Source organism: Rectinema subterraneum (genome assembly GCA_009768935.1).
GTDB lineage: Bacteria > Spirochaetota > Spirochaetia > Treponematales > Rectinemataceae > Rectinema > Rectinema subterraneum.
In genome coordinates this window covers 46,561-66,207 of sequence record WESA01000002.1, presented here as the reverse complement: position 1 = coordinate 66,207, position 19,647 = coordinate 46,561, and the positions used below count along the sequence as shown (strand labels likewise).

The window sequence follows — 19,647 nt, the reverse complement described above, 5'->3', positions numbered from 1 at the left end:
GTCCCCATTTTGCGAGATATTATAGGCGAATAATATTGCAATTTTTATATATCTTTATATTGTTAGAACTCGATCCTGATGATACTATAAAAAGGTGAGAGTCTGAACAGAAAATGCAAAACCCCAATTAAAGGAAGTGCTGTGATGAGATTGATTCGTTGTGAATATGATGGAAAGGTGTATCATGGTCGGATTGAGAAAGATGAAGTTATTTTATTCGAGTATTTTCCGCAAATAGAAATGAAAGATGGCCAAAAGCGAATCCTTCTTGCAGAAGAGAAGGGCAGAGTTCCTCTTTCAGTTGTTCATTTAAAAGCTCCTTGTGTGCCAGGGAAAGCAGTCTGTGTCGGACTAAATTATCGAGATCATGCGAAAGAATTCGGACTTGCTATACCAGCCAGCCCAGTGCTTTTTATAAAGCCCTCAACTAGCCTTTTAGACCCAGATGAGAAAATTCTATATCCCTCAATCTCCAGCCGGGTAGACTATGAAGCAGAGCTTGTCGCTGTTATTGGTGCCAAAGCTAGAAATATTGAGAAAAAGGATGCGCTCAATTATATTCTTGGATATACTTGCGGAAACGATGTAACCGCCAGGGATTTGCAGCCAAAAGATGGTCAATGGACTGTCGCGAAATCATTCGATACTTTTATGCCGCTTGGTCCCTGGATTGAAACCGAACTCGATCCATCAAATCTTCGCATACAAGCGATTCTCAATGGAGAAGTACGTCAATTATCATCAACAGAGAATCTCATTTTCAATGTCGCAGATCTGGTAGCGTATGTCTCTCAGATTATGACTCTCGAGCCGGGAGATGTCATTATGACGGGAACTCCTTCTGGGGTTGGCCCAATGCAGAAAGGTGATCGAATCGCTATCGAAATACAGGGCATTGGACGTCTCGAAAATATCGTAGCTTGAAATAAAGTTGGTCTTGTATGACCCTTTCCCGCGTTGTTTCGATCTTTCTTTTATTAGTTGTAGGATTTATTGCACAGAAAAGAAAGATTCTGGATTCAGACGGAATCAAGACCATTTCCAACTTTGTATTGAGAGTATTTCTTCCTTTTACCATAATATCGAGCTTTGACAAGAGTATTTCCCTTTCTGCTGCAGGGGATCTGCTAAAGGTAGCAATCTTTGCTATCGGAGTGCATGCATTGGCAATTTTTATTTCAAAACTTGCATATTCACGATTCCCTGACCCAAAGAGAAAAATACTTACTTACATCACTGTTTTTTCGAATTGTGGATTTATGGGCTTCCCCGTTGCGGAAAGTGTTTTTGGAAAAATAGGCCTGATGTATACGTCGATCTATGTAATGGTTTTTAATATTTTCGTCTGGACCTATGGAATTGCCTTATTATCAGAAGGCAAAGAAAAAAAGAATATATGGCACAGTATCCTCTTGAACCCAGGGAACATTGCATTTGCAATAGGCTTTGTATTATGGGTTCTCCCGTTCGGACTTCCAGAAACCTTGAATTATGCAGTCTTGCTTCTCGGGAATTGTACAACTCCTCTCTCCATGATCGTGGTGGGCGCAACCCTCGCTAATCTCGGAATTAAAGGCTTGTTTTCAGGGACGGAGGTATGGATTGGTTCAATAATGAGGCTATTTGTAGTGCCAGCACTGGTTTTGCTCCTTTTTATTTTGATCGGTATTCGAAGCGATGCAGCAAAAGTGGCGAATTTTCTTGCTGCAATGCCAGCCGCAGCACAGACTGTCATTTTTGCTGAACGCTATGATGCTGATGTCTCTCTAGCTTCGAGGATAGTCTTTATATCAACTGTCCTTTCCGCAATTACTATACCTTTAGCATCAGGAATAATTGCTGGCTGATCGGAGCGACAAGATCCTTTATAGCAATTCATCAAGTTGCAACAAATAGCTTCATTGATGCCTTCTGGGTGCATGAATTACAAGTCTGTTTAGCCCCAAAAATGGCAAAATGCACTAAAGCGAAGTACATGAAGAGGTTATTTTAGGGACAGAGCATAGCACACAAAATTCTGAAAATTTCGACTATTTTTGAATCAACTTGATATTAAATTGCGATATTTATAGTGTATGAGAAAACCAAGATTCACTTTACCAGGCGCGCGATACCATATCATCGCAAGAGCTAATCGCGGCGAATTCATTTTTCAGAGGCGAGAGATCAAAGATCTCTTTTTGGCTTTAATCAGAAAAGCAAAAAAGCGCTATAAGTTTGCAATCGAGACATTTTGCATAATGGATAGCCACATTCATCTTATCATCCGCCCATTGGAAGGAGAGAGTATCTCGCGCATTATGCAATGGCTGCTTTCTGTATTTGCACTTCGGTTCAATAGGCGTTTCGGATTGATCGGACATGTCTGGATGGACCGCTTCAAAAGTTTCATTCTTTTTACCGATGCTCAACGAATGAAAGCGCATGCATATATTGCCAATAATCCTGTATCAGCAGGGCTTGTTCATTCCCCGTATCATTATTCTCATTCAGCAGCGAAATTCATTTTGGCAGGAGATTTTAGTATTATAGAAAAACCTCCGCTGAATCTTTTGGAATTCTATTGTAATTTGGAAATGACTTATCATAGCTGAAACTACATGCTGAATTTCCCATATTGCATGATATTTGCTATTTTATTATTTTACCAAGACTTGCTGCAAAATAGAAAAGACTGCCCTTTTCGGACAGTCTTTCCAGAACTCCCCCGCGGTGGTTCGAACACCGGACCCAGTGGTTAACAGCCACTTGCTCTGCCAGCTGAGCTACAGGGGAATGATTCTTTCCAACGAAAGCTAAAATAGCGAATGATAGAATTTTTGTCAATATGAAAAATTCGCTTTCGAAGAAGGATTGAAATCAAAAGCCATATATAACCGCTTTTTTAAAACGATAAATTATTATCTAAATATAATTCGGCGAAATTCGCAAAAGGAATGAGCAGCGGTTCAGAAAAGCTATTGATTTCATTCAACATCATATGCAATTATTATCACATATAATCAGCCAAGATTGACCATATAGGCACTTTGGGTTGAAGTCTCAACTGAACGCAGGCAGCGATTCATGATAGAGAGGATTTTAGAATGGTGCGTGTAAAAATAGCGATAACTACTTATGAGCCAGCTTTGTACACCGATCTCTATCCAGTATTTGAAGATAGCCCTCATCTAATTATTGTAGATGAGTATAACCGAATTCAAAAATATTCTCCAGAAATTACAGCCAAAGGAACTATAAGAGGGAAAACCGAATGGATTATAAGCCGCGGCGCTAAAGTCCTTGTAACAGGATCAATAGAAGATGAGCATTATGAAAAATTGACCAAGGCTGGAATAGCCATCGATTGGGTTGGCTTTGGAAATGCAAAAGATTTGGTAGAAAGGGCTAGAAAGTCTGCTGCTTTTTTAGTTGATAAGCTTACAAAAGTGAAGGTTGTAAGAACAAGATTTGACAAGCGGTTAAGGCCCAAAAGCTATACTACCTGTTATGAAATTCCTTATATTGGCAATGACCCGCAATTTATTGAAGAGCTTGAACGCAAAGCGAAACGGCAAGGCAAAAAGCGCCTCCTTAAGCCTAAAGAAGAGGAAGACCTTGATGAAGGTTTCGATGAAGAAGATGATGATCTTTTTCAATGATAACGAATATTCGCAACTATCTATCGTTTTTATGCTTTTTTAGAGCTGCCTCAAGCAAGCCGCGACTATGAGATGCCGCATTGTCTGTTCTTGTCTGTTCTTTGCTCTCTGATGAGTTTTTGGGGACGGAGGTTGAAAATCCTAGTTCTAGCTGAGAAACCTTAGCTTCATTTTGCTGAATGCTCTGACTTTCAGAAGGATTTTTTTCTATCATTTTTGTAGTCATCTTTTTGCTCTTTGCCCTTTTCACTGATATTATTGCAGGCTGCTCTTTTTTAGATTGAATTGTCTGATTTCTTTTTTCTTTTAGTGACGATTTTTGCGAGGGGCTTTGTTCTTTGGCTTGCTTTTTTCTTGATTCGCGACGAGAATCATCAATTTGAATAAGACTATTATCCTCCGTCCCTGTATTCTGCTTCTCTTTATTTTGCGACATGCAGAGATTTATAGGCAATAGATTTTCAGGTTCTAAAGAATTGGATTTACCAATAGAGCTTGGAATAATTATAAAATTGGCTATCTCTCGATCAGTCAATTTGATGCCTTGTGCTTGTTTCCCGCGCAGCGGATACCGACTTGCATTGAAAATCTCTTTGATTTTTTTTATTCTTGGTTTTGGCTTATATTCAAGCTGAAAAGAAAACTCTTTCTCTGTAGAAAACCCTATTATTTCAGCATTTTCAGGGACCAAACTATAATCTTTCCCGGTAAGCCAGCTATCAATGATAGTGCGCTTAATATAAGCACCTTTATCTGGGAGCAGTTTATAAATCATGGTAATTGGCTGTTCAGAAAGCAATTCTTTATTAGCAATAGCAATCCATAGCAGTTCTTGCCCGACGAAAATTCGATCTGGGAGAGGCAAAACTGTATAAATGCCATTTTTCCTCAATACAAGGATTTTGTCATAAGCAGACACTTCAAGGACTTTTTCTCCTGAAACCTCCGTCCCCACATATCCTGCTTCAGCATCATATCGCAGGGCAATATCATGTCTTGCAACAGCCCGTGCTTCGATTTTTTTGTACGTTTTGATTTTAGTGCGTCTGGGCCAGTTTGCTTCAAGCATTTTTATGTAGGTTTTTAATACATCGATTGCAAATTCAACAAGATTATTCAAATGTTTGTCAATTTCCGAGAGCTGTTGCTGAATTTTTTCCATCTCGTTTTGGGCTCTTTCTATGTCATAGAGAGATATCCGGCGGATAGGTATTTTGAGTAAGTGTTCGACATCCTCTGTCCCTATTGCCTGCTTGAGTTCCTTTGAAAAAGGTTTGAACCCGTCAATCACAGCTTTGATAACAGAATCACTTGTGCGCTTGCTTTCTATTGACTTATAAATCCTTTCTTCAATGAAAATTCGTTCAAGGGTACGGGCAAAAATTTCAGCGCGAAGCTCATCACGCTCTAGCTCGAGTTCCTGTCTTAGGAGATTTAGCAGCTTTCCTGCATGATACCTCACGATTTCGGATACAGTTGTTAAGGTTGGTTTCTCATCTCTTATTACAAGGCAATTGCATGAAATTGAGCGCTCACATTCAGTGAATGCATAAAGCGCATCGACGATGTCCTGTGCATAAACCCCTCGTGCGAGCTTGATCTCTATTTCCACTTTATCAGTAGTAAAATCAGAGATAGATGCAATTTTAAGATGCCCGAGCCGTGTCGCTTCTTCAATGCTGGCAATAAGGCTTTCTGTTGTTGAACCAAAAGGAATTTCTTTTATAACGATTTTTTTGGGGTCAGAGGTATCAAGCAACGCGCGCACACGAACTTTTCCTGTTCCTTCTGCATATTCAGAGCAATCGACTATTCCTCCAGTAGGGAAATCTGGCAATAACGCAAAAGGTTTCCCTTGCAGGCAAGCGATTTCTGCTTTCAATACTTCTACAGGATTGTGGGGCAGGATCTTTGTGCTCATTCCGACAGCTATTCCCTCTGCACCCAGCATTAATACAACAGGGATTTTGGCTGGAAAAACAACTGGTTCCTTGTTCCTGCCATCGTAACTATCGACATATCGAGTAATTTTGGGGCGATAAAAAATCTCCTTGGCGAACTGAGTACAGCGGCATTCGATATATCTTGGTGCTGAGGCCTCATCTCCAGTTATAGGATTCCCGAAGTTGCCCTGGGTCTCAATGAACATACCCCTATTTGCTAGATATACCAGCGCTGATGCAATGGAAGCATCGCCATGAGGATGATACTTCATGCAATGGCCAACAACATTCGCTACTTTATGGAATTTGCCATCGTCCATCTCAAAAAGCGAATGAAGAATTCGGCGCTGGACAGGCTTTAATCCATCATCAAGTTCAGGGATTGCTCTGTCCATAATTACATATGAGGCATAGTAAAGAAAATTATCAGTCAGAAGTTTCTTGATGTAAGCCACTTAAGCCTCCGTCCCTATGAAGCTGCGCCTTCAGGCAAATACTAATATTCTCACTTTCTGCTATGTCTGTTTTTTTTATAGTTCAGTGACCAAATTCTCCATTATGAACTTTCGCCTCTCGGGGCTGTTTTTCCCCATGAAAAACCCAAGCAATTCAGGGACAGAGGATAAGGTTTGGATGTCGACCTTAACAAGCCTCATGTCTTTGCCGATGAACTGCCCAAACTCTGCAGGACTAATCTCTCCAAGCCCTTTAAAGCGAGTAACCTCTGTCCCCGGTCCGAGTTCTTTAATTGCTTCATCGCGCTCGCGCACGGAATAGCAATAGCGCGTTTGCTTTTTTGTCCGTACTCGAAAAAGAGGTGTTTCTAGCAAATATACTCGCCCTTTGACAATAAGCTCCTCGAAGTATGTCAGGAAAAAAGTCAACAGAAGATTTCGAATGTGAAATCCATCATAATCAGCATCAGTAGCTATTACAATGCGCGCATAGCGAATGTTCTCTACATTATTTTCTATTCCAAGAGCCATCATTAAATTATACAGCTCTTCGTTGCGATAAATTGCAGACCGCGGTCGATCAAACATGTTTTCAGGCTTTCCCCGCAAGCTGAAAATAGCCTGTGTATGCACATCCCGAGTACTTACCATGCTGCCTGCGGCAGATTGCCCTTCAGTTATAAAAATCGTTGATCGCTCACCCAAACCTCCGTCCCCAAGATGAGCTTTACAATCTTTTAAATTCGGGATTTTGAGCTCAATCTTTCGAGCAGCTTCTTTGGCTTCTTTTCGAACAATATTGAGTTCTGTGCGAAGTTTTTCGTTTGTGAGGATTTTTTCCTGCAGGATTTTTGCTGCCTGCGGATTGCGCCGAAGGATTTCATCGACGCCTTTTTTGACTTCCTGGAGAATCCATGGTCGAATATCGCTATTGCCAAGTTTGTTTTTTGTCTGACTTTCAAAAATGGGGTTTTTGATTCTAATGGCAACAGCTGCAGCAAGGCCTTCACGCACATCTTCTCCGCGATATGATGCCTGGAAAAAGTCGTTTATTGCTTTCAAGAATCCTTCGCGGAACGCTGAGAGATGCGTTCCTCCGTCAGATGTATACTGGCCATTAACAAAAGAAAAATGCTCTTCTCCATATTCCTTGGTATGAGTAAAAGCAAATTCAATGCGATCTCCACGAAACCATCCAATATCATACAAAGGGCTTTCTCCTAGCTCGGCAGAGAGCAAATCGAAAAGTCCTTTTTCAGCATGGAATTCCTTGCCATTCAGGCTTAATATCAAACCAGGATTCAAACAGGCATAATTCCATAACCGCTTTTCTATAAAATCAAAGATAAAGGAATATTCTCCAAAGATTTCTTCATCAGGAATAAATTCAACGAGAGTGCCGGTTTTTTCGCGGCTTCCGCCTTCTCGCGTATCTATAAGAATCCCCCGAGCAAATCGCGCTTCGAAAAAGCGTCCTTCTCTGTACGAAACAACTCGGAATTCTTTTGAGAGTGCATTTACCGCTTTTGTGCCAACCCCATTCAAGCCAACAGAAAACTGAAATACATCATCATCATATTTCGCTCCAGTATTGATGACTGAGACGCATTCGATGACTTTGCCTAATGGAATTCCTCTTCCGAAATCTCGAATGCGCGCTCGAGACCCATCAATTTGCACAAGGATATGATCTCCTGCGCCCATGATGAACTCGTCGACTGCATTATCGATTACTTCTTTCAGCAGAATGTAGATGCCATCATCAGGGCTTGAACCATCGCCAAGCCTGCCTATGTACATGCCGGTCCTTAGGCGAATGTGCTCTAGCGAGGAAAGAGTTTTTATTTTTGATTCATCATAAACAGGATTTTTGCCCACGTTATATATGCTAACATGAGCAGGCGGGCGCGGTACAGGGGATTTCAACCTCTGTCCCCAAAATCTCTGAGCATTATGAATCCCATTAGTATTTTTGTTTTTGATGATGTGAAGCCCTTGTCCGAAACCTCCGTCCCCAAAGCTGCCCCGAACTGCAAGCTTGGCTTTGCTGCCACTGATGCGCCAGGTCTTTGATTGCATGCGATACTGCGGAAAATTATGGTATAATGCGTGCATGGCAATTGTTTTTATAGCTCCAGATGGCCATATTGAGCGGACGGTCGAGAAACTATCAGGCGCTTCTCGCGAAAAAATTATCGTTGCTCAAGGACTGCTCGAAAACGCGATTTCTGTAGCGCGAAAGTATCAAGAAGAGGCGGAGGTTTTTATAAGCCGAGGGGGGACAGTGCTTGTTCTTCGCCAAGCTGATCTGAATATTCCTATCGTAGAAATGCAGGTAACAGCTCGAGACCTGGCAGTCGCACTGAAGAAGGCAGAAAAGCTGGTAAAAAAAGAGAAATTTCGTATAGGGGTCGTTTCTTTTCCCAATATGATCCAGCAGCTCAAAGATTTTCTTCCTTTTTTCAGCCTCGATATCACGTGTTATGAGCTTTCTATCGGAGAAGATGTCGAAAAGAAATTGAAATTGGCGATGAATGATGGAATGGATGTGCTTCTTGGTGGTGTGACGACATATGCCTTTGCAAAGCGCAACGGCCTCCCTGTAGTTCTTGTCGAATCCGGCGAGACTTCTGTCAAATATGCTCTAGAGGAGGCAAAGAGGATTGTTGCTGCCCAGCGTTTGAAGGAACGCCGTGCAGAAGAACTTCGGATTATTACTGAAAGCATCAGCGAGGCAATTATTGCGATCGATGAGAAAGGAGCAATTTCCAGAATGAACAATGCGGCTCGCCAGCTTCTTTCAAAATCTCAATATTCGTTTCGCGATCATGGCACTCGAGGGAGTAGCAGCAGCCCAAGAATGGGGACAGAGGATGCATCATTGCCCGCTGCTCTCCGGAATGTCATCCATGAAAAAAAGGAAAGCCGGAAGATTATTGAGCTCGGGAATAAGCGTTTGCTAGTAAATGTCATTCCTGTCACAGTAAAAGGAGCAGTAGCAAGTTCGGTAGCGACGCTCCAGGATGTCAGCCATATTCAAGCGATGGAAGAAGAAATACGCCGGGAAATGTATTTCAAAGGATATACGGCAAAATTCCATTTTGATGACATCGTCGCACATGATCCAATCACGCAAAAAACGATTGATCTTGCAAAGCGATTCGCATCCACAAACGCAGCAATTCTTATTCATGGCGAATCTGGTGTCGGGAAAGAAGTCTTTGCGCAGAGCATTCATAGCGCCAGCATGCGGAGTTCTCGTCCTTTTGTAGCGATGAACTGTGCGGCTATTCCAGAATCTCTCATAGAGAGTGAGCTTTTTGGATATGTAGATGGCGCTTTTACCGGAGCTCGCAAAAAAGGAAAACCCGGGCTCTTTGAACTTGCGCATGGTGGTACAATTTTTCTTGACGAGATTTCTGAAATGCCTTTCCATTTGCAGGCACGGTTATTGCGCGTGCTTCAGGAGCATCAGGTGATGCGCCTTGGCGATGATAAAATTATACCTGTCGATGTTCGCATCATTGCTGCTACAAATCGAGATCTTCCTATGCTCATAAAGAGTGGCCAATTCAGAAATGATTTGTATTGGCGCCTTAATGTGCTCAACCTCTACCTGCCGCCGCTGCGTGAGCGTAAAAAAGACATTTTGCCGCTTATTCATCATATGCTCCATGAATCGGATGGCTGCGGCTTAGCTCCACAGATCTCTGATGACTGCAAGCTTTATTTGGAATCCTATCCTTGGCCAGGAAACGTGCGCGAGCTCAAGAATTTTTGCGAAAGAATATCTGCTATCTGTGATGAACCTATTCTTACCACTGCGCTCGCGGCTTCTCTCCTTCAGGCTGATAATCGAGCAGCGGAGCGCTCTGAACAAAAAATGGGGACAGAGCTTGGCTCGACTTTTCCCCCGCAGATTCCGAAGGACATCTTTTCTTCTTCTGAAAGCTTGCGGAACTTGGTGGATAGCTTTGGATCTATTCAGGCAGCAGCACATTATCTGGGAATTCATCGCACAACGCTTTGGCGCCATCTCAGCAAGCCGGACCTTGCAAAAAGAAAACAATCTGGCGTATCACAATGATGCATTATGTTGCAAAAGTGTTGCGTGATGTTGCAGCGTGATGCGCATGCAATAAGGTATCGGCATTTATAGCAGCTTGAGAGTATTTATCTTGAACAGCCTTAATGCATCGTAATTGCATAGGCATAGAAGAAAACGGCTCGCTAAGATTTTAATGATTTGGCATCTCAAAACTGCTTTTGGCACAGTTTTTGCATAAAATTCCATATGCACGCAATCGAAAAAATCCTGGCCCTGGCATCGGGCAAATCTCAGGTTTCAGCAGGCGAGATTGTCACGGCCGAAATCGATGTCGCTGAAGTGAATGATCTCTATCTGCAGGTTGTGAAGTCTTTTTATGAGCTCGGGGGGACAGAGGTTAAGTTCCCTGATCGAACAACGTTTGTATTCGATCATTATTCTCCTGCGCCCACCATCAAGGCAGCGGACAATCATCGCCAGATGCGCGAGTTCTGCAAGAAGATGGGGATCAAAGCTCTCTTTGATATCGGGAAAGGAGTCTGTCACCAAGTCCTGATTGAAAGTGGGTTTGTTTCTCCCGGCTCCCTCGTCGTGGAAACTGACTCGCATACAACCACTCTCGGTGCGTTGGGCGCATTCGGTACCGGAGTGGGAGCCACCGACATGGCTTTAATCTTGCGAAATGGTTCACTATGGTTCAGGGTTCCCGAGGTGATGAAGATTGTGCTAGATGGCGAGCTTAAACCGGGAGTTATGGCGAAGGATCTTATTCTTCATGTAATTGGAAAACTCAAGCAAGATTGCGCCATCTACAAATGCGTTGAATTTGCCGGCAGCGCAGTCGATGCAATGTCGATCGATGAGCGCCTCGTTCTCTGCAACATGAGTGTCGAAATGGGTGCGAAAGCTGCATACATCCAGCCCGATGAAAAAACCTATGCCTATTTGGCCCGATATGGTATCCAGCATGCAAAGCGCGAAGTATTCACAGACCCAGATTATCGCTACTCGGCAGAATATCATTATGATGTTGGTACTATCGAGCCTAGTACAGCGCTTCCGGGGAGCGTGGACAATCTTGCTCTCGTTCGCGAGCAGGAGGGCATCCATATTGATCAGATATTTATCGGCACCTGCACTGGCGGGCGCCTTAATGATATTGAAACAGCTGCTCGAATCCTCCGGGGCAAAAAAGTTGCGCAGGGGACTCGCCTGGTCGTTATCCCAGCTTCTGAAGTGGTGTTCAAACAAGCTCTCGCTAAAGGCTATGTGCAGACGCTCGTTGAAGCAGGCGCGGTATTTTCGACACCGGGCTGCGGCCCTTGCCTCGGTGCGCATGAAGGCGTTCTAGCAAGCGGTGAAACCTGCCTTACCACTTCCTCGAGAAACTTCCCTGGGCGCATGGGCAGTACAGAAGCCAAAATTTATGTTGTTTCGCCTGCTACAGCCGCCGCATCAGCCTTAAGCGGGACAATTACTGATCCACGTTCGAACTTGTCAAAGTAAAGTGAGACACGCATGAAAATAACAAGTAGTTTGGTCTATAAATTCGGAAACAATATCGATACCGATCAGATTTATCCAGGAAGATATCTTGAGCTGACTGACCATGAGGAAATCGGGCGCCATGCGATGGAAGGGGCCGATCCGACCTTCCCTTCCCGCTTCAAAAAGGGCGGCATAATTGTAGCAGGAACGAATTTTGGTTGCGGATCGAGCAGAGAGCACGCGGTGATAACGTTGAAAAACATTGGCGTTGCCGCAGTTCTCGCAAAATCGTTTGCCCGCATTTTCTATCGCAATTGCATCAACCTTGCCTTGCCGGCAATCATGATTCCCGAACTCGATTCATTCGGGCTCGAAGAGGGACAGAGCATTGATCTTGACCTGGCCCGTGGGGTACTCACATCGAACGGCGTTTCACATCATTTTGTTCCTTTGCCTGAGGATATTTTGGAATTGATCGATAGAGGCGGCGTTTTTGCTCTTTACAAATCTTGAAGCGAGGGCAGATAATTCTTGCAAGGTGAATTTGCCTGTTCCGCTGAAGCGGAAGGCTTATGATAGGGAGGCTTTCATGAAAATGGTCAAGCGTGTAGCAATGGTTCTCATTGCAGTACTCGTGCTTGCAGGATCAGCGTTTGCGCAATTTCCGCAAAAACCGCTGAGCTATGTTATTCCTTTCAACCCGGGTGGCGAGTCGGATATCTTTGCTCGCGCACAGCAGCCGCTTCTCGAAAAAATTTTGGGCCAGAAAGTCGTTGTTTCCTACAAAATTGGCGGCGGAGGCGCGGTTGGTTGGGCTGAGCTTGTAAGGACCAAACCCGATGGCTACACCTTCATGGGATACAATCTTCCGCATATCATTCTCCAACCTCTGTCCCTCGCGAACGCTGGTTATAAAACAAACGAGATTGTGCCGGTCTATACTTTCATGTCGACCCCCAACATCCTTGCGGTCAGCGCGAACAGCCCATTCAAGACCCTCGATGATTTTGTGAAGTTTGCCAAAGCGAATCCAGGAGCAGTCACGGTGGGAGGAAGCGCAAGCGCATCAGCTAACGAAATTGGAACTGTCCTTTTCAACAAGTTGGCTGGGATAAAGACGACCTATATTCCATTCACCGGCTCCGGAGATGCTATTCCTGCGCTTCTGGGCGGCCATGTTTCTGCGCTCATGACCTATACGACGATGGGCAATCAGTATGAAGGACAGATCAGAGTGCTCGCCGTGGCTTCCGAAAAGCGGGTGTCTTCATTGCCGAATGTGCCAACCTTCAGAGAGCTCGGTTATGATCTTGTGGAAGGAGCTTACCGTGGCGCGGCAGTCCCGCCCAACACTCCAGAAGGCGTAAAAAAAGTACTTGCCGATGCTTTTGACAAAATCAACAAAGATCCGGAATTTGCAAAGAAAATGGAAGCGAATGGCTTTAAACTCGAATTCTATGGTCCAAAAGAGAGTGAAAAGCTGGTTGAAGAGAAGATAAAAGTCTATACACCGCTTGTAAGCGAATTAGGCAAATAGGCCCAAGCTGAATATTCGGGATGCCTGGTCTCTCAGCCAGGCATCTCTTTGTGCATTATGTGAATTCCTACAAAGGACTGCTCATATGACATATGAAGTGTTGATGCAATCTTTGACATCAATTTTTACAGTACAAAATTTGCTTTACATGATCATTGCCATTGTTCTTGGAATTATGGCGGGAGCGCTACCAGGGTTTACCGCAACAATGGCAGTAGCTCTGATGATTCCTTTTACTTTTACTATGTCGCCTGTTTCAGGGCTCATCACTATCGGGGCTCTATATTGTGCGACAATTTTTGGTGGAAGTTTTTCTGCAATTCTATTGAATACTCCTGGAACCCCCTCGTCTATCGGAACGACATTCGATGGCTATCCGATGGCGAAAAAGGGAAGAGGTATGGAGGCTATCTATACCGCGACTATAGGTTCAGGAGTAGGAGGTATACTCGGGACATTCGGCCTCATTCTTTTCGCTGTGCCGCTTGCAAAAGCTGCGCTGAAGTTCGGTCCGCCTGAATTCTTTTGGGTCGCTATTTTCGGTCTTACCATAATATCGAGCATTTCTGAAGGTTCTTTGCTGAAAGGAATCACTGCGGGGGTTTTGGGGATACTGGTAAGCATGATAGGCAATGCGCCAGTTGGCGGCGATATGCGCTTCGATTTCGGCCTGGTATCGCTGCAGGGCGGTGTCGAAATTGTATCTGTGCTTATTGGGTTTTTCTGTATTCCCGAGATCTTCAGAATGGCAATGAATCCTTCGTCAAAATACACAGACGAAAATGTTGTTTCTCTGGAAAAAGGCTCGCTAAAAAGAGCTTTCCATCATGTATTCGGGCATCCTTTAGCAACGCTCAGGGCTTCGATTATCGGGCTTTTTGTCGGTATTCTGCCAGGAGCTGGCGGCAATATCGCCAATCTCATTGCCTACAATGAGGCGAAGCGTGCATCGAAGCATCCAGAGACATTTGGAACAGGTGAACCGCAGGGCGTTGTCGCAACCGAAACTTCAAACAACGCAGTGGTGGAAGGTGCAATGGTTCCCTTGTTGGCATTGGGAATTCCTGGTTCTCCGCCAGCTGCGATAATTTATGGTGCGCTCTTGCTACAAGGGCTTTCTCCGGGGCCTCAGCTGTTTGTCCGAAATGCGTCTCTGGTTTATGCATTCATGCTTTCATTCTTTGTAGCGAATATCCTGATGGTAATCATCGGGTTTTTTGCGGGCAAAGGAATGTACAAAACGGTAATAAAAGTTCCTGTGCGCGTGCTGATTCCGTCAATCCTGTTTTTGACTATCCTCGGTTCCTATGCGATTCGCAATAATGCGATGGATGTCATAATCATGTTTCTGAGCGGGATCATCGGCTATATCCTGAAAGATCTCGGTTTCAATACTGGAGCTTTTGTCCTCGGGTTGATACTCGGCCCTATTGCCGAACGAGGCTTCGTTCAGGGATTCCTTATGGGGAACATGGTTTCTGTCAAGATGCCATGGATTATCTTCTTTACAAGGCCTCTTTCTATTGTCTTGATTGTGTTGTCCATCATTTCGGGTGCATGGCCGATCTTTCGGGCGGCAATGAAGAAGCGGAAAGACCGCAGTGCAATTGCAGAAGCCCTTGCATTCAGTACATCTGGATCGGGGACAGATGTTGATGGTAGTCAAAAGAAAACCATAAACTCAGATTATATCGGTGCCGCCATTGTGTTCGGCATTAGCGCGCTGTTCTATCTGCAAATCGGGAAATGGAGCAAGTACGCTATCATGGCGCCGCGAAGCATTCTTATTCTGCTCATTGCTTTGGGTGTCGCGCTCCTCGTCAAAGGAAGAATAAAACCCGAAAAAGTGATTCCAAGTTTCGCTTCAATAAACCGCTCGCTCGTATTTCTTGTAGTAGTGGGCCTTCTTTGGGTATTCTTGATGGAGAAAGTCGGCTTTGTTGTCACTAGTATGGCGGCTTATACTGCTATCTTGATTGCGTACTATCCTGGCAAGGGCGCACGGCGGGTGATCGAGTCGCTCTTGATCGCTGGTGTGATCGTTTTTGGAATGTATTTGCTGTTCGAAAAGCTTTTGAATGTGACGCTTCCGCTTGGCATCCTTATTTGACAGGTGTAGCCGAAACTGGAAAGCGAGGAGAGAAAGATGCACTTCAACTTGAAATATGGTAGCGGGACTGCCGCGGTCGATTTGGATGATTCGCGGATTATAGATGTAGTTCTCCCCAAGCCGCGGAAGCCGCTTGCCGATGCGCTTGAATCTGTGCGGCGCGTTCTTGCCAAGCCCGAAGGCACGCCGCCGCTTGCGGAGATGCTCGCTGCAAGAAAGCCTAAAAAGCTCGTTATTGTGGTGAATGATATCACCCGGCCAACTCCGTACTCAGTGCTCATGCCACCTCTCCTCGAGGTCATTCAGAAAGCGGGCATTCCGGATAGTCATGTAACTCTTGTTACCGCGACCGGCATCCATGATCCGCATACGCCAGAGCAGAACATATTAGTCTATGGTGAAGAAGTCTGCCGGCGCTTTAAGGTTATCTCGCACAACGCAACAGATCCGGCAGGGCTTGTTTATAAAGGCAAGCTGCCTTCGGGGTATGATTTCTGGCTCAACAAGCTGGTCGATGAGGCTGATTTTCTCATAACGATCGGTGTCGTGATGCCGCATTATTTTGCAGGTTTCTCGGGCGGGCGAAAATCAATTCTCCCCGGAGTCGCGGGCAAAGAAACGGTGCAGAAGAACCATGCGCGCATGGTCGAGCTCATGGATAATTTGCCTCCTATCCGGGAAAATCCGGTAAGCCTTGAGATGATCCATGCAGCGCGCCTTGCTGGTGTTGATTTTATTCTCAATGTGGTCGTCGATGATAACGAGCAGGTGGTGGAGGTTGTTGCGGGCGATCTTGAAAAAGCATGGTACAAGGCTGTGGATGTGAGCGAATCGATGTACATGATTCCAATCAAGGAGCAGGCGGACATCACGGTTTCAGCTGCATCCGGATTCCCGCGGGATATCAATCTCTATCAATCGCAGAAGGCGCTCGACCATGCGGACAGAGCAACGAAAAAAGGTGGAACAATTATCCTCGTTGCCGAATGCCGCGAAGGCTACGGCGAAAAAGTGTTTGAAGAGTTCATGAACCGTGGCTGGACGCCTCAGCATATCATGGCTGAAATCAAAGCTCATTTTGTGATGGGCGGGCACAAAGCATATGGATTTGCGAAAGTCGCCGCAGAAAAGAACATTATCATGGTCAGCTCGCTTCCGGAAAAGATTGTGGCGAGCTGTTTTGCGCGAAAAGCTGGCTCTGTCCAGGAAGCGGTTGAGATGGCGCTGAAAGAGCAGGGGACAGAGGCCAGATTCATCATTATGCCGGAAGGCAGCGTGACCGTGCCAGTAATAGCGGCAAAGGACGGCTGAAAAGGGGCAAGCGGAGGGGCGTGCGCCTAGAAAAGCCGCCGAAAATGGCTAGAGAGGACAGCTATACCATAATGGCTTTCCCTTCTTGTATCGATTTATATGCTGCTTCAATGATTCGAACTGCCGCAAGGCCATCTTCGCCTGTCACTGCAGGCTGGCGACCTTCTTGGATAGCTGAAATGAATTCCTCGATCATTGCTTGGTTCGCATCGGAGCCCCAGTAAAGCCATCGTGGCCCGAAACCTCTGTCCCCGTGGCTGTGTGCAGTTGTCCAGTCGTGGTCAGCGCCAGCCCCGGACGCGACGCCGGTTGTATCAGCAGGTGCGGTTTTTGCATTTGCGCTCGAAGCAGAGGCTTTCGGCGCTGGATATATAGTTAGATTCTGCCTGAACGCATCAACGCGAACTGCTCCTTTATCAGTGATAAGATCGAATGACAATCCGCCCCAGCTCGGCCAGCTGTCGGGCCTCGACCATGAGCAATCGATCGTCGCAAAGATGCCGTTTTCAAACTGCATTGAGACCATGCCGCCTGTCTCGACCTGCACTTCGTCAGCATGGAAGATTCGATTGGCTGCTGCATAGACTTCCACAACCTCTGTCCCCACATACCACCGCATGATGTCTGCAAGGTGGACGACATGGTCTGCAATCGCACCACCGCCAGCAAGCACCGGGTCTGTGAACCATGCTCTGTCCCTAGGCGGAAGCTGCCCCTGGTTCGAAGCATTGAAGCAAAGCAGCGCGCCCAGCTTGCCGGAAACGAGCTCTTCCTTGACTGTCCGAACGGGGACAGAGAATCGCATCGGGAATGCGGTCATCAAGATGACACCTGCTTTTTTGGCAGCATCCACAATTTCTTTGGCATCGCGGACATTCGTCGCCAGCGGCTTTTCGCACAGGATATGAACACCGGTCTGTGCCGCCTTCTTTGCCAGCTCGATGTGAAAGGCGTTTTCGCTTGTGATGATGACGCCATCGAGCTTCTGCCCAAGGAGTGCTTCATAACTCGCAAAATAGTGAAGGCCATACTGCTGGGCAAACAGAGCGCCCCGTTCGTTATCATGGTCAGCGATACCAACAATATCCACTTCCGGAATCGATCGCAGGCAGCCTATGTACGCATCAGCGTGAACATGCGCGGCGCTCATTATCCCGATTTTCATCGCTGGCCTCCTTTCGATGTGGCAGGTTCTCCTGTCAGCTCAAGCTCAGCTTGCCGGGCCTCCTCTCTGCGCGAATCCAGTGCGATCACCTGCCCTGTCTTTGCTGATTCAATCGCCGCGCAGGCGATTTTGAGCGCGGCAAGCCCGTCTGCAGCGCTGACTCTCGGTTCGCCTCCTTCTATGAGGCACCGGTAGAAATCCGCGATTTCGAGGTCGTAGGGGCTCTCGGCCAGGGGGCTCGCGGGGAGGCCGACATCGGGCGCTTCGCTTTTTTCCTGCTTGAGCAGCGCTTCGATTGGAGACTCAGAATCAGAGTCGTGCTGGATAACCCCTGCATCGCCGCACACTTCAAATCCCGTTTTGAATACCGGCGGCGGATACGCCCAAGCGCCTGCAACATGTGATAAAGCTCCGGATGCGTGTGTAAGTATCACCATGCCATAGTCTGCAGGGCTCTCTTTTCTAAACGAGGACACTTTTTTTGCATAGACCGATACGACATCCCCTGCAATCCATCGCGCAATATCGAAATCGTGAATCATGAGATCGAGCAGAATGCCGCCGGATTTTTCCTCGTCCAGAAACCAGTTGCCGACCGGTTTTTTCGGCCGGTAGCTCAAGCGCCGATACTGCGCGGTTCCCACTTTTCCGATATCCCCTGCATGAACGCGCGCAGCCGCAAGGGCATATTCAGGGAAGTAGCGCACTACATGGGCAACGAAAAGGCGCACTCCCGCGATCCTGCATGCATCGAGCATCGCTTCACCTTGTTCCACGGTTCTCGCCAACGGCTTTTCACACACGATATGCCTGCCCGCGCGAGCTGCGGCAATCGCCATGTCGCTGTGGAGGTGGGTCGGTGAGCAGATATCGACCACATCGACACTTTCTATCAGCTCTTCAAGCGAGGAAAAGACATGTGCCCCATATTCCCGGGCGATCTGCTCCGCTTCCGAGGGCGGGTCAGCCAGAAAGCCCGCAATTTTGGTCCCTGTTTTCTTCCAGGCCGCCGCATGGGTCGAACCCATGAACCCTGTACCGATTATTCCAATTTTCATATGCATTCTCCATGCGCGGGTTATGCTTTGATAGCGCCCGCGGTAACGCTTCGTATCATTTGTCTCGAGAAAATCAGATAGAGCAAAAGAACTGGAACCATCGCGAGCACAAGCGCCGAGAGCACCGCATTCCAGTCGCTGACATACTGGCCCAAAAATTGCTGGACTCCTAGCGTAATTGTCGCAGTTTTTGCGCTGGGTGCGACTATTAGCGGGAACCAGAGATCGTTCCAGATAGGGATCATGGTGAAAATGCCGATCGCTCCAAGGGCGGGCCTTACAAGCGGCAATACAAGTGCATATATCCGGTATTCGCTTGCGCCATCGATGCGCCCTGCGTCCTTGAGCTCATCGGGAATTTGCGACATGAAGCTTGTAAGGATGAAAATCGTGAGCGGCAGCCCCTGCGCGATGTAGATAAGGATAAGCCCCGTCAGAGTATTGACAAGCTCCAGCGATGCCATGAGTTTGAGGAGGCTCACCGTGCCTAGGCGAATCGGGATCATTATGCCGATCGAAAGATAGAACCCCAGGAAGGCGTTTCCGCGGAATTTGTAGCCTGAAAGCGCGAACGCCGCCATCGATCCAAACAACAGAATCAAAAAGAGCGAGGCAACAGTCACTATGATTGAGTTGCCGAAATTCACAATGAGATTGGATCGCTGCAATACTGTGTCGTATCCAATCAAACTGAAAGTCTTTGCATTTGGCAGCGCAAAAGGAGCCGCAAAAATATATTTCTTGAGCTTGAATGAATTCATCAGAATGAGCAGTATGGGGAAAAGCGCGATCAGCGAGAAAAAAACAAGGATAATATGCTGCAGAAGTCCGCGAAATCTTTGTCGCGCCAAGTCTCTGGAAGCTCTCGATGCTCGCCGTTTCATCATGCAG

At 46.2% G+C, this 19,647-nt stretch carries 14 protein-coding genes, 1 tRNA gene and 1 pseudogene; 10 read left to right on the top strand and 6 right to left on the bottom strand.

Features of this window, described 5'->3' with window-relative positions; translation table 11 throughout:
• Window positions 1-144: 144 nt before the first annotated feature.
• The 3 genes from GAP13_RS01120 (at window position 145) to GAP13_RS01110 (ending at window position 2,594) form a co-directional block, all read left to right on the top strand.
• Window positions 145-924 (top strand): fumarylacetoacetate hydrolase family protein, encoded by a 780-nt coding sequence (locus tag GAP13_RS01120; protein WP_158905319.1) that lies wholly within the window; start codon window positions 145-147, stop codon window positions 922-924.
• 17 nt (window positions 925-941) lie between these two features.
• On the top strand, window positions 942-1,847 hold the full coding sequence (locus GAP13_RS01115) for an AEC family transporter (protein WP_158905317.1): 906 nt from the start codon (window positions 942-944) through the stop codon (window positions 1,845-1,847).
• 228 nt (window positions 1,848-2,075) lie between these two features.
• Window positions 2,076-2,594 carry a transposase gene (locus tag GAP13_RS01110; RefSeq protein ID WP_158905315.1) on the top strand — a complete coding sequence of 173 codons (519 nt, stop codon included), beginning with the start codon at window positions 2,076-2,078 and terminating at the stop codon, window positions 2,592-2,594.
• 108 nt (window positions 2,595-2,702) lie between these two features.
• Here the strand turns inward: GAP13_RS01110 and GAP13_RS01105 are convergent.
• A tRNA-Asn gene (locus GAP13_RS01105) sits at window positions 2,703-2,775 on the bottom strand.
• 311 nt (window positions 2,776-3,086) lie between these two features.
• Here GAP13_RS01105 and GAP13_RS01100 point away from each other — a divergent pair.
• A complete protein-coding gene (locus GAP13_RS01100; RefSeq protein WP_158905313.1) occupies window positions 3,087-3,641 on the top strand; it encodes a NifB/NifX family molybdenum-iron cluster-binding protein in 555 nt (184 codons plus the stop codon).
• A 214-nt stretch (window positions 3,642-3,855) separates the two neighbouring features.
• Here GAP13_RS01100 and GAP13_RS01095 read toward each other — a convergent pair.
• Both GAP13_RS01095 and GAP13_RS01090 read right to left on the bottom strand, forming a co-directional pair.
• Window positions 3,856-6,039, bottom strand: a pseudogene (locus tag GAP13_RS01095) (DNA topoisomerase IV subunit A); the annotation flags it as partial.
• Between the two features lie 75 nt (window positions 6,040-6,114).
• A complete protein-coding gene (locus tag GAP13_RS01090; protein ID WP_241864255.1) occupies window positions 6,115-7,917 on the bottom strand; it encodes a toprim domain-containing protein in 1,803 nt (600 codons plus the stop codon).
• Between the two features lie 235 nt (window positions 7,918-8,152).
• Here GAP13_RS01090 and GAP13_RS01085 point away from each other — a divergent pair, with 235 nt between their 5' ends.
• From GAP13_RS01085 to larAH6, 6 genes are all read left to right on the top strand, one after another.
• The gene (locus GAP13_RS01085; RefSeq protein ID WP_158905309.1) at window positions 8,153-10,126 is read left to right on the top strand and encodes a sigma-54-dependent Fis family transcriptional regulator; all 1,974 of its coding nucleotides are present in this window, start codon (window positions 8,153-8,155) and stop codon (window positions 10,124-10,126) included.
• A 207-nt stretch (window positions 10,127-10,333) separates the two neighbouring features.
• Window positions 10,334-11,593: a 3-isopropylmalate dehydratase large subunit gene (locus GAP13_RS01080; protein ID WP_158905307.1), complete on the top strand. Its 1,260-nt coding sequence runs from the start codon at window positions 10,334-10,336 to the stop codon at window positions 11,591-11,593.
• 12 nt (window positions 11,594-11,605) lie between these two features.
• A complete protein-coding gene (locus GAP13_RS01075) occupies window positions 11,606-12,088 on the top strand; it encodes a LeuD/DmdB family oxidoreductase small subunit (protein ID WP_158905305.1) in 483 nt (160 codons plus the stop codon).
• Window positions 12,089-12,164: 76 nt separating this feature from the next.
• Window positions 12,165-13,112 carry a tripartite tricarboxylate transporter substrate binding protein gene (locus GAP13_RS01070; protein ID WP_158905303.1) on the top strand — a complete coding sequence of 316 codons (948 nt, stop codon included), beginning with the start codon at window positions 12,165-12,167 and terminating at the stop codon, window positions 13,110-13,112.
• A 148-nt stretch (window positions 13,113-13,260) separates the two neighbouring features.
• Window positions 13,261-15,222 (top strand): tripartite tricarboxylate transporter permease, encoded by a 1,962-nt coding sequence (locus tag GAP13_RS01065; RefSeq protein WP_222126110.1) that lies wholly within the window; start codon window positions 13,261-13,263, stop codon window positions 15,220-15,222.
• A 36-nt stretch (window positions 15,223-15,258) separates the two neighbouring features.
• Window positions 15,259-16,533, top strand: coding sequence for a nickel-dependent malate racemase, LarAH6 family (larAH6, locus tag GAP13_RS01060; RefSeq protein WP_158905299.1), 1,275 nt, complete (start codon window positions 15,259-15,261; stop codon window positions 16,531-16,533).
• A 61-nt stretch (window positions 16,534-16,594) separates the two neighbouring features.
• On the opposite strand, the gene GAP13_RS01055 is transcribed toward larAH6, so the two are convergent.
• The 3 genes from GAP13_RS01055 to GAP13_RS01045 are packed head-to-tail and all read right to left on the bottom strand — an operon-like array spanning window position 16,595 to window position 19,643.
• On the bottom strand, window positions 16,595-17,698 hold the full coding sequence (locus GAP13_RS01055) for a Gfo/Idh/MocA family protein (RefSeq protein WP_158905297.1): 1,104 nt from the start codon (window positions 17,696-17,698) through the stop codon (window positions 16,595-16,597).
• Complete coding sequence (locus GAP13_RS01050) at window positions 17,695-18,756, bottom strand: Gfo/Idh/MocA family protein (protein ID WP_158905295.1); 1,062 nt, start codon at window positions 18,754-18,756, stop codon at window positions 17,695-17,697. The genes GAP13_RS01055 and GAP13_RS01050 overlap by 4 nt, the downstream gene beginning before the upstream one ends.
• A 20-nt stretch (window positions 18,757-18,776) precedes the next feature.
• A complete protein-coding gene (locus GAP13_RS01045; RefSeq protein WP_222126109.1) occupies window positions 18,777-19,643 on the bottom strand; it encodes a carbohydrate ABC transporter permease in 867 nt (288 codons plus the stop codon).
• Between the last annotated feature and the right edge of the window lie 4 nt (window positions 19,644-19,647).

Bases quoted from the DNA above. Each gene is read 5' to 3' on its own strand.
- GAP13_RS01120 (WP_158905319.1), top strand. From the start codon at position 145: ATGAGATTGATTCGTTGTGAATATGATGGAAAGGTGTATCATGGTCGG.
- GAP13_RS01115 (WP_158905317.1), top strand. From the start codon at position 942: ATGACCCTTTCCCGCGTTGTTTCGATCTTTCTTTTATTAGTTGTAGGA.
- GAP13_RS01110 (WP_158905315.1), top strand. From the start codon at position 2,076: ATGAGAAAACCAAGATTCACTTTACCAGGCGCGCGATACCATATCATC.
- GAP13_RS01100 (WP_158905313.1), top strand. From the start codon at position 3,087: ATGGTGCGTGTAAAAATAGCGATAACTACTTATGAGCCAGCTTTGTAC.
- GAP13_RS01085 (WP_158905309.1), top strand. From the start codon at position 8,153: ATGGCAATTGTTTTTATAGCTCCAGATGGCCATATTGAGCGGACGGTC.
- GAP13_RS01080 (WP_158905307.1), top strand. From the start codon at position 10,334: ATGCACGCAATCGAAAAAATCCTGGCCCTGGCATCGGGCAAATCTCAG.
- GAP13_RS01075 (WP_158905305.1), top strand. From the start codon at position 11,606: ATGAAAATAACAAGTAGTTTGGTCTATAAATTCGGAAACAATATCGAT.
- GAP13_RS01070 (WP_158905303.1), top strand. From the start codon at position 12,165: ATGAAAATGGTCAAGCGTGTAGCAATGGTTCTCATTGCAGTACTCGTG.
- GAP13_RS01065 (WP_222126110.1), top strand. From the start codon at position 13,261: ATGATCATTGCCATTGTTCTTGGAATTATGGCGGGAGCGCTACCAGGG.
- larAH6 (WP_158905299.1), top strand. From the start codon at position 15,259: ATGCACTTCAACTTGAAATATGGTAGCGGGACTGCCGCGGTCGATTTG.
- GAP13_RS01055 (WP_158905297.1), bottom strand. From the start codon at position 17,698: ATGAAAATCGGGATAATGAGCGCCGCGCATGTTCACGCTGATGCGTAC.
- GAP13_RS01050 (WP_158905295.1), bottom strand. From the start codon at position 18,756: ATGAAAATTGGAATAATCGGTACAGGGTTCATGGGTTCGACCCATGCG.
- GAP13_RS01045 (WP_222126109.1), bottom strand. From the start codon at position 19,643: ATGATGAAACGGCGAGCATCGAGAGCTTCCAGAGACTTGGCGCGACAA.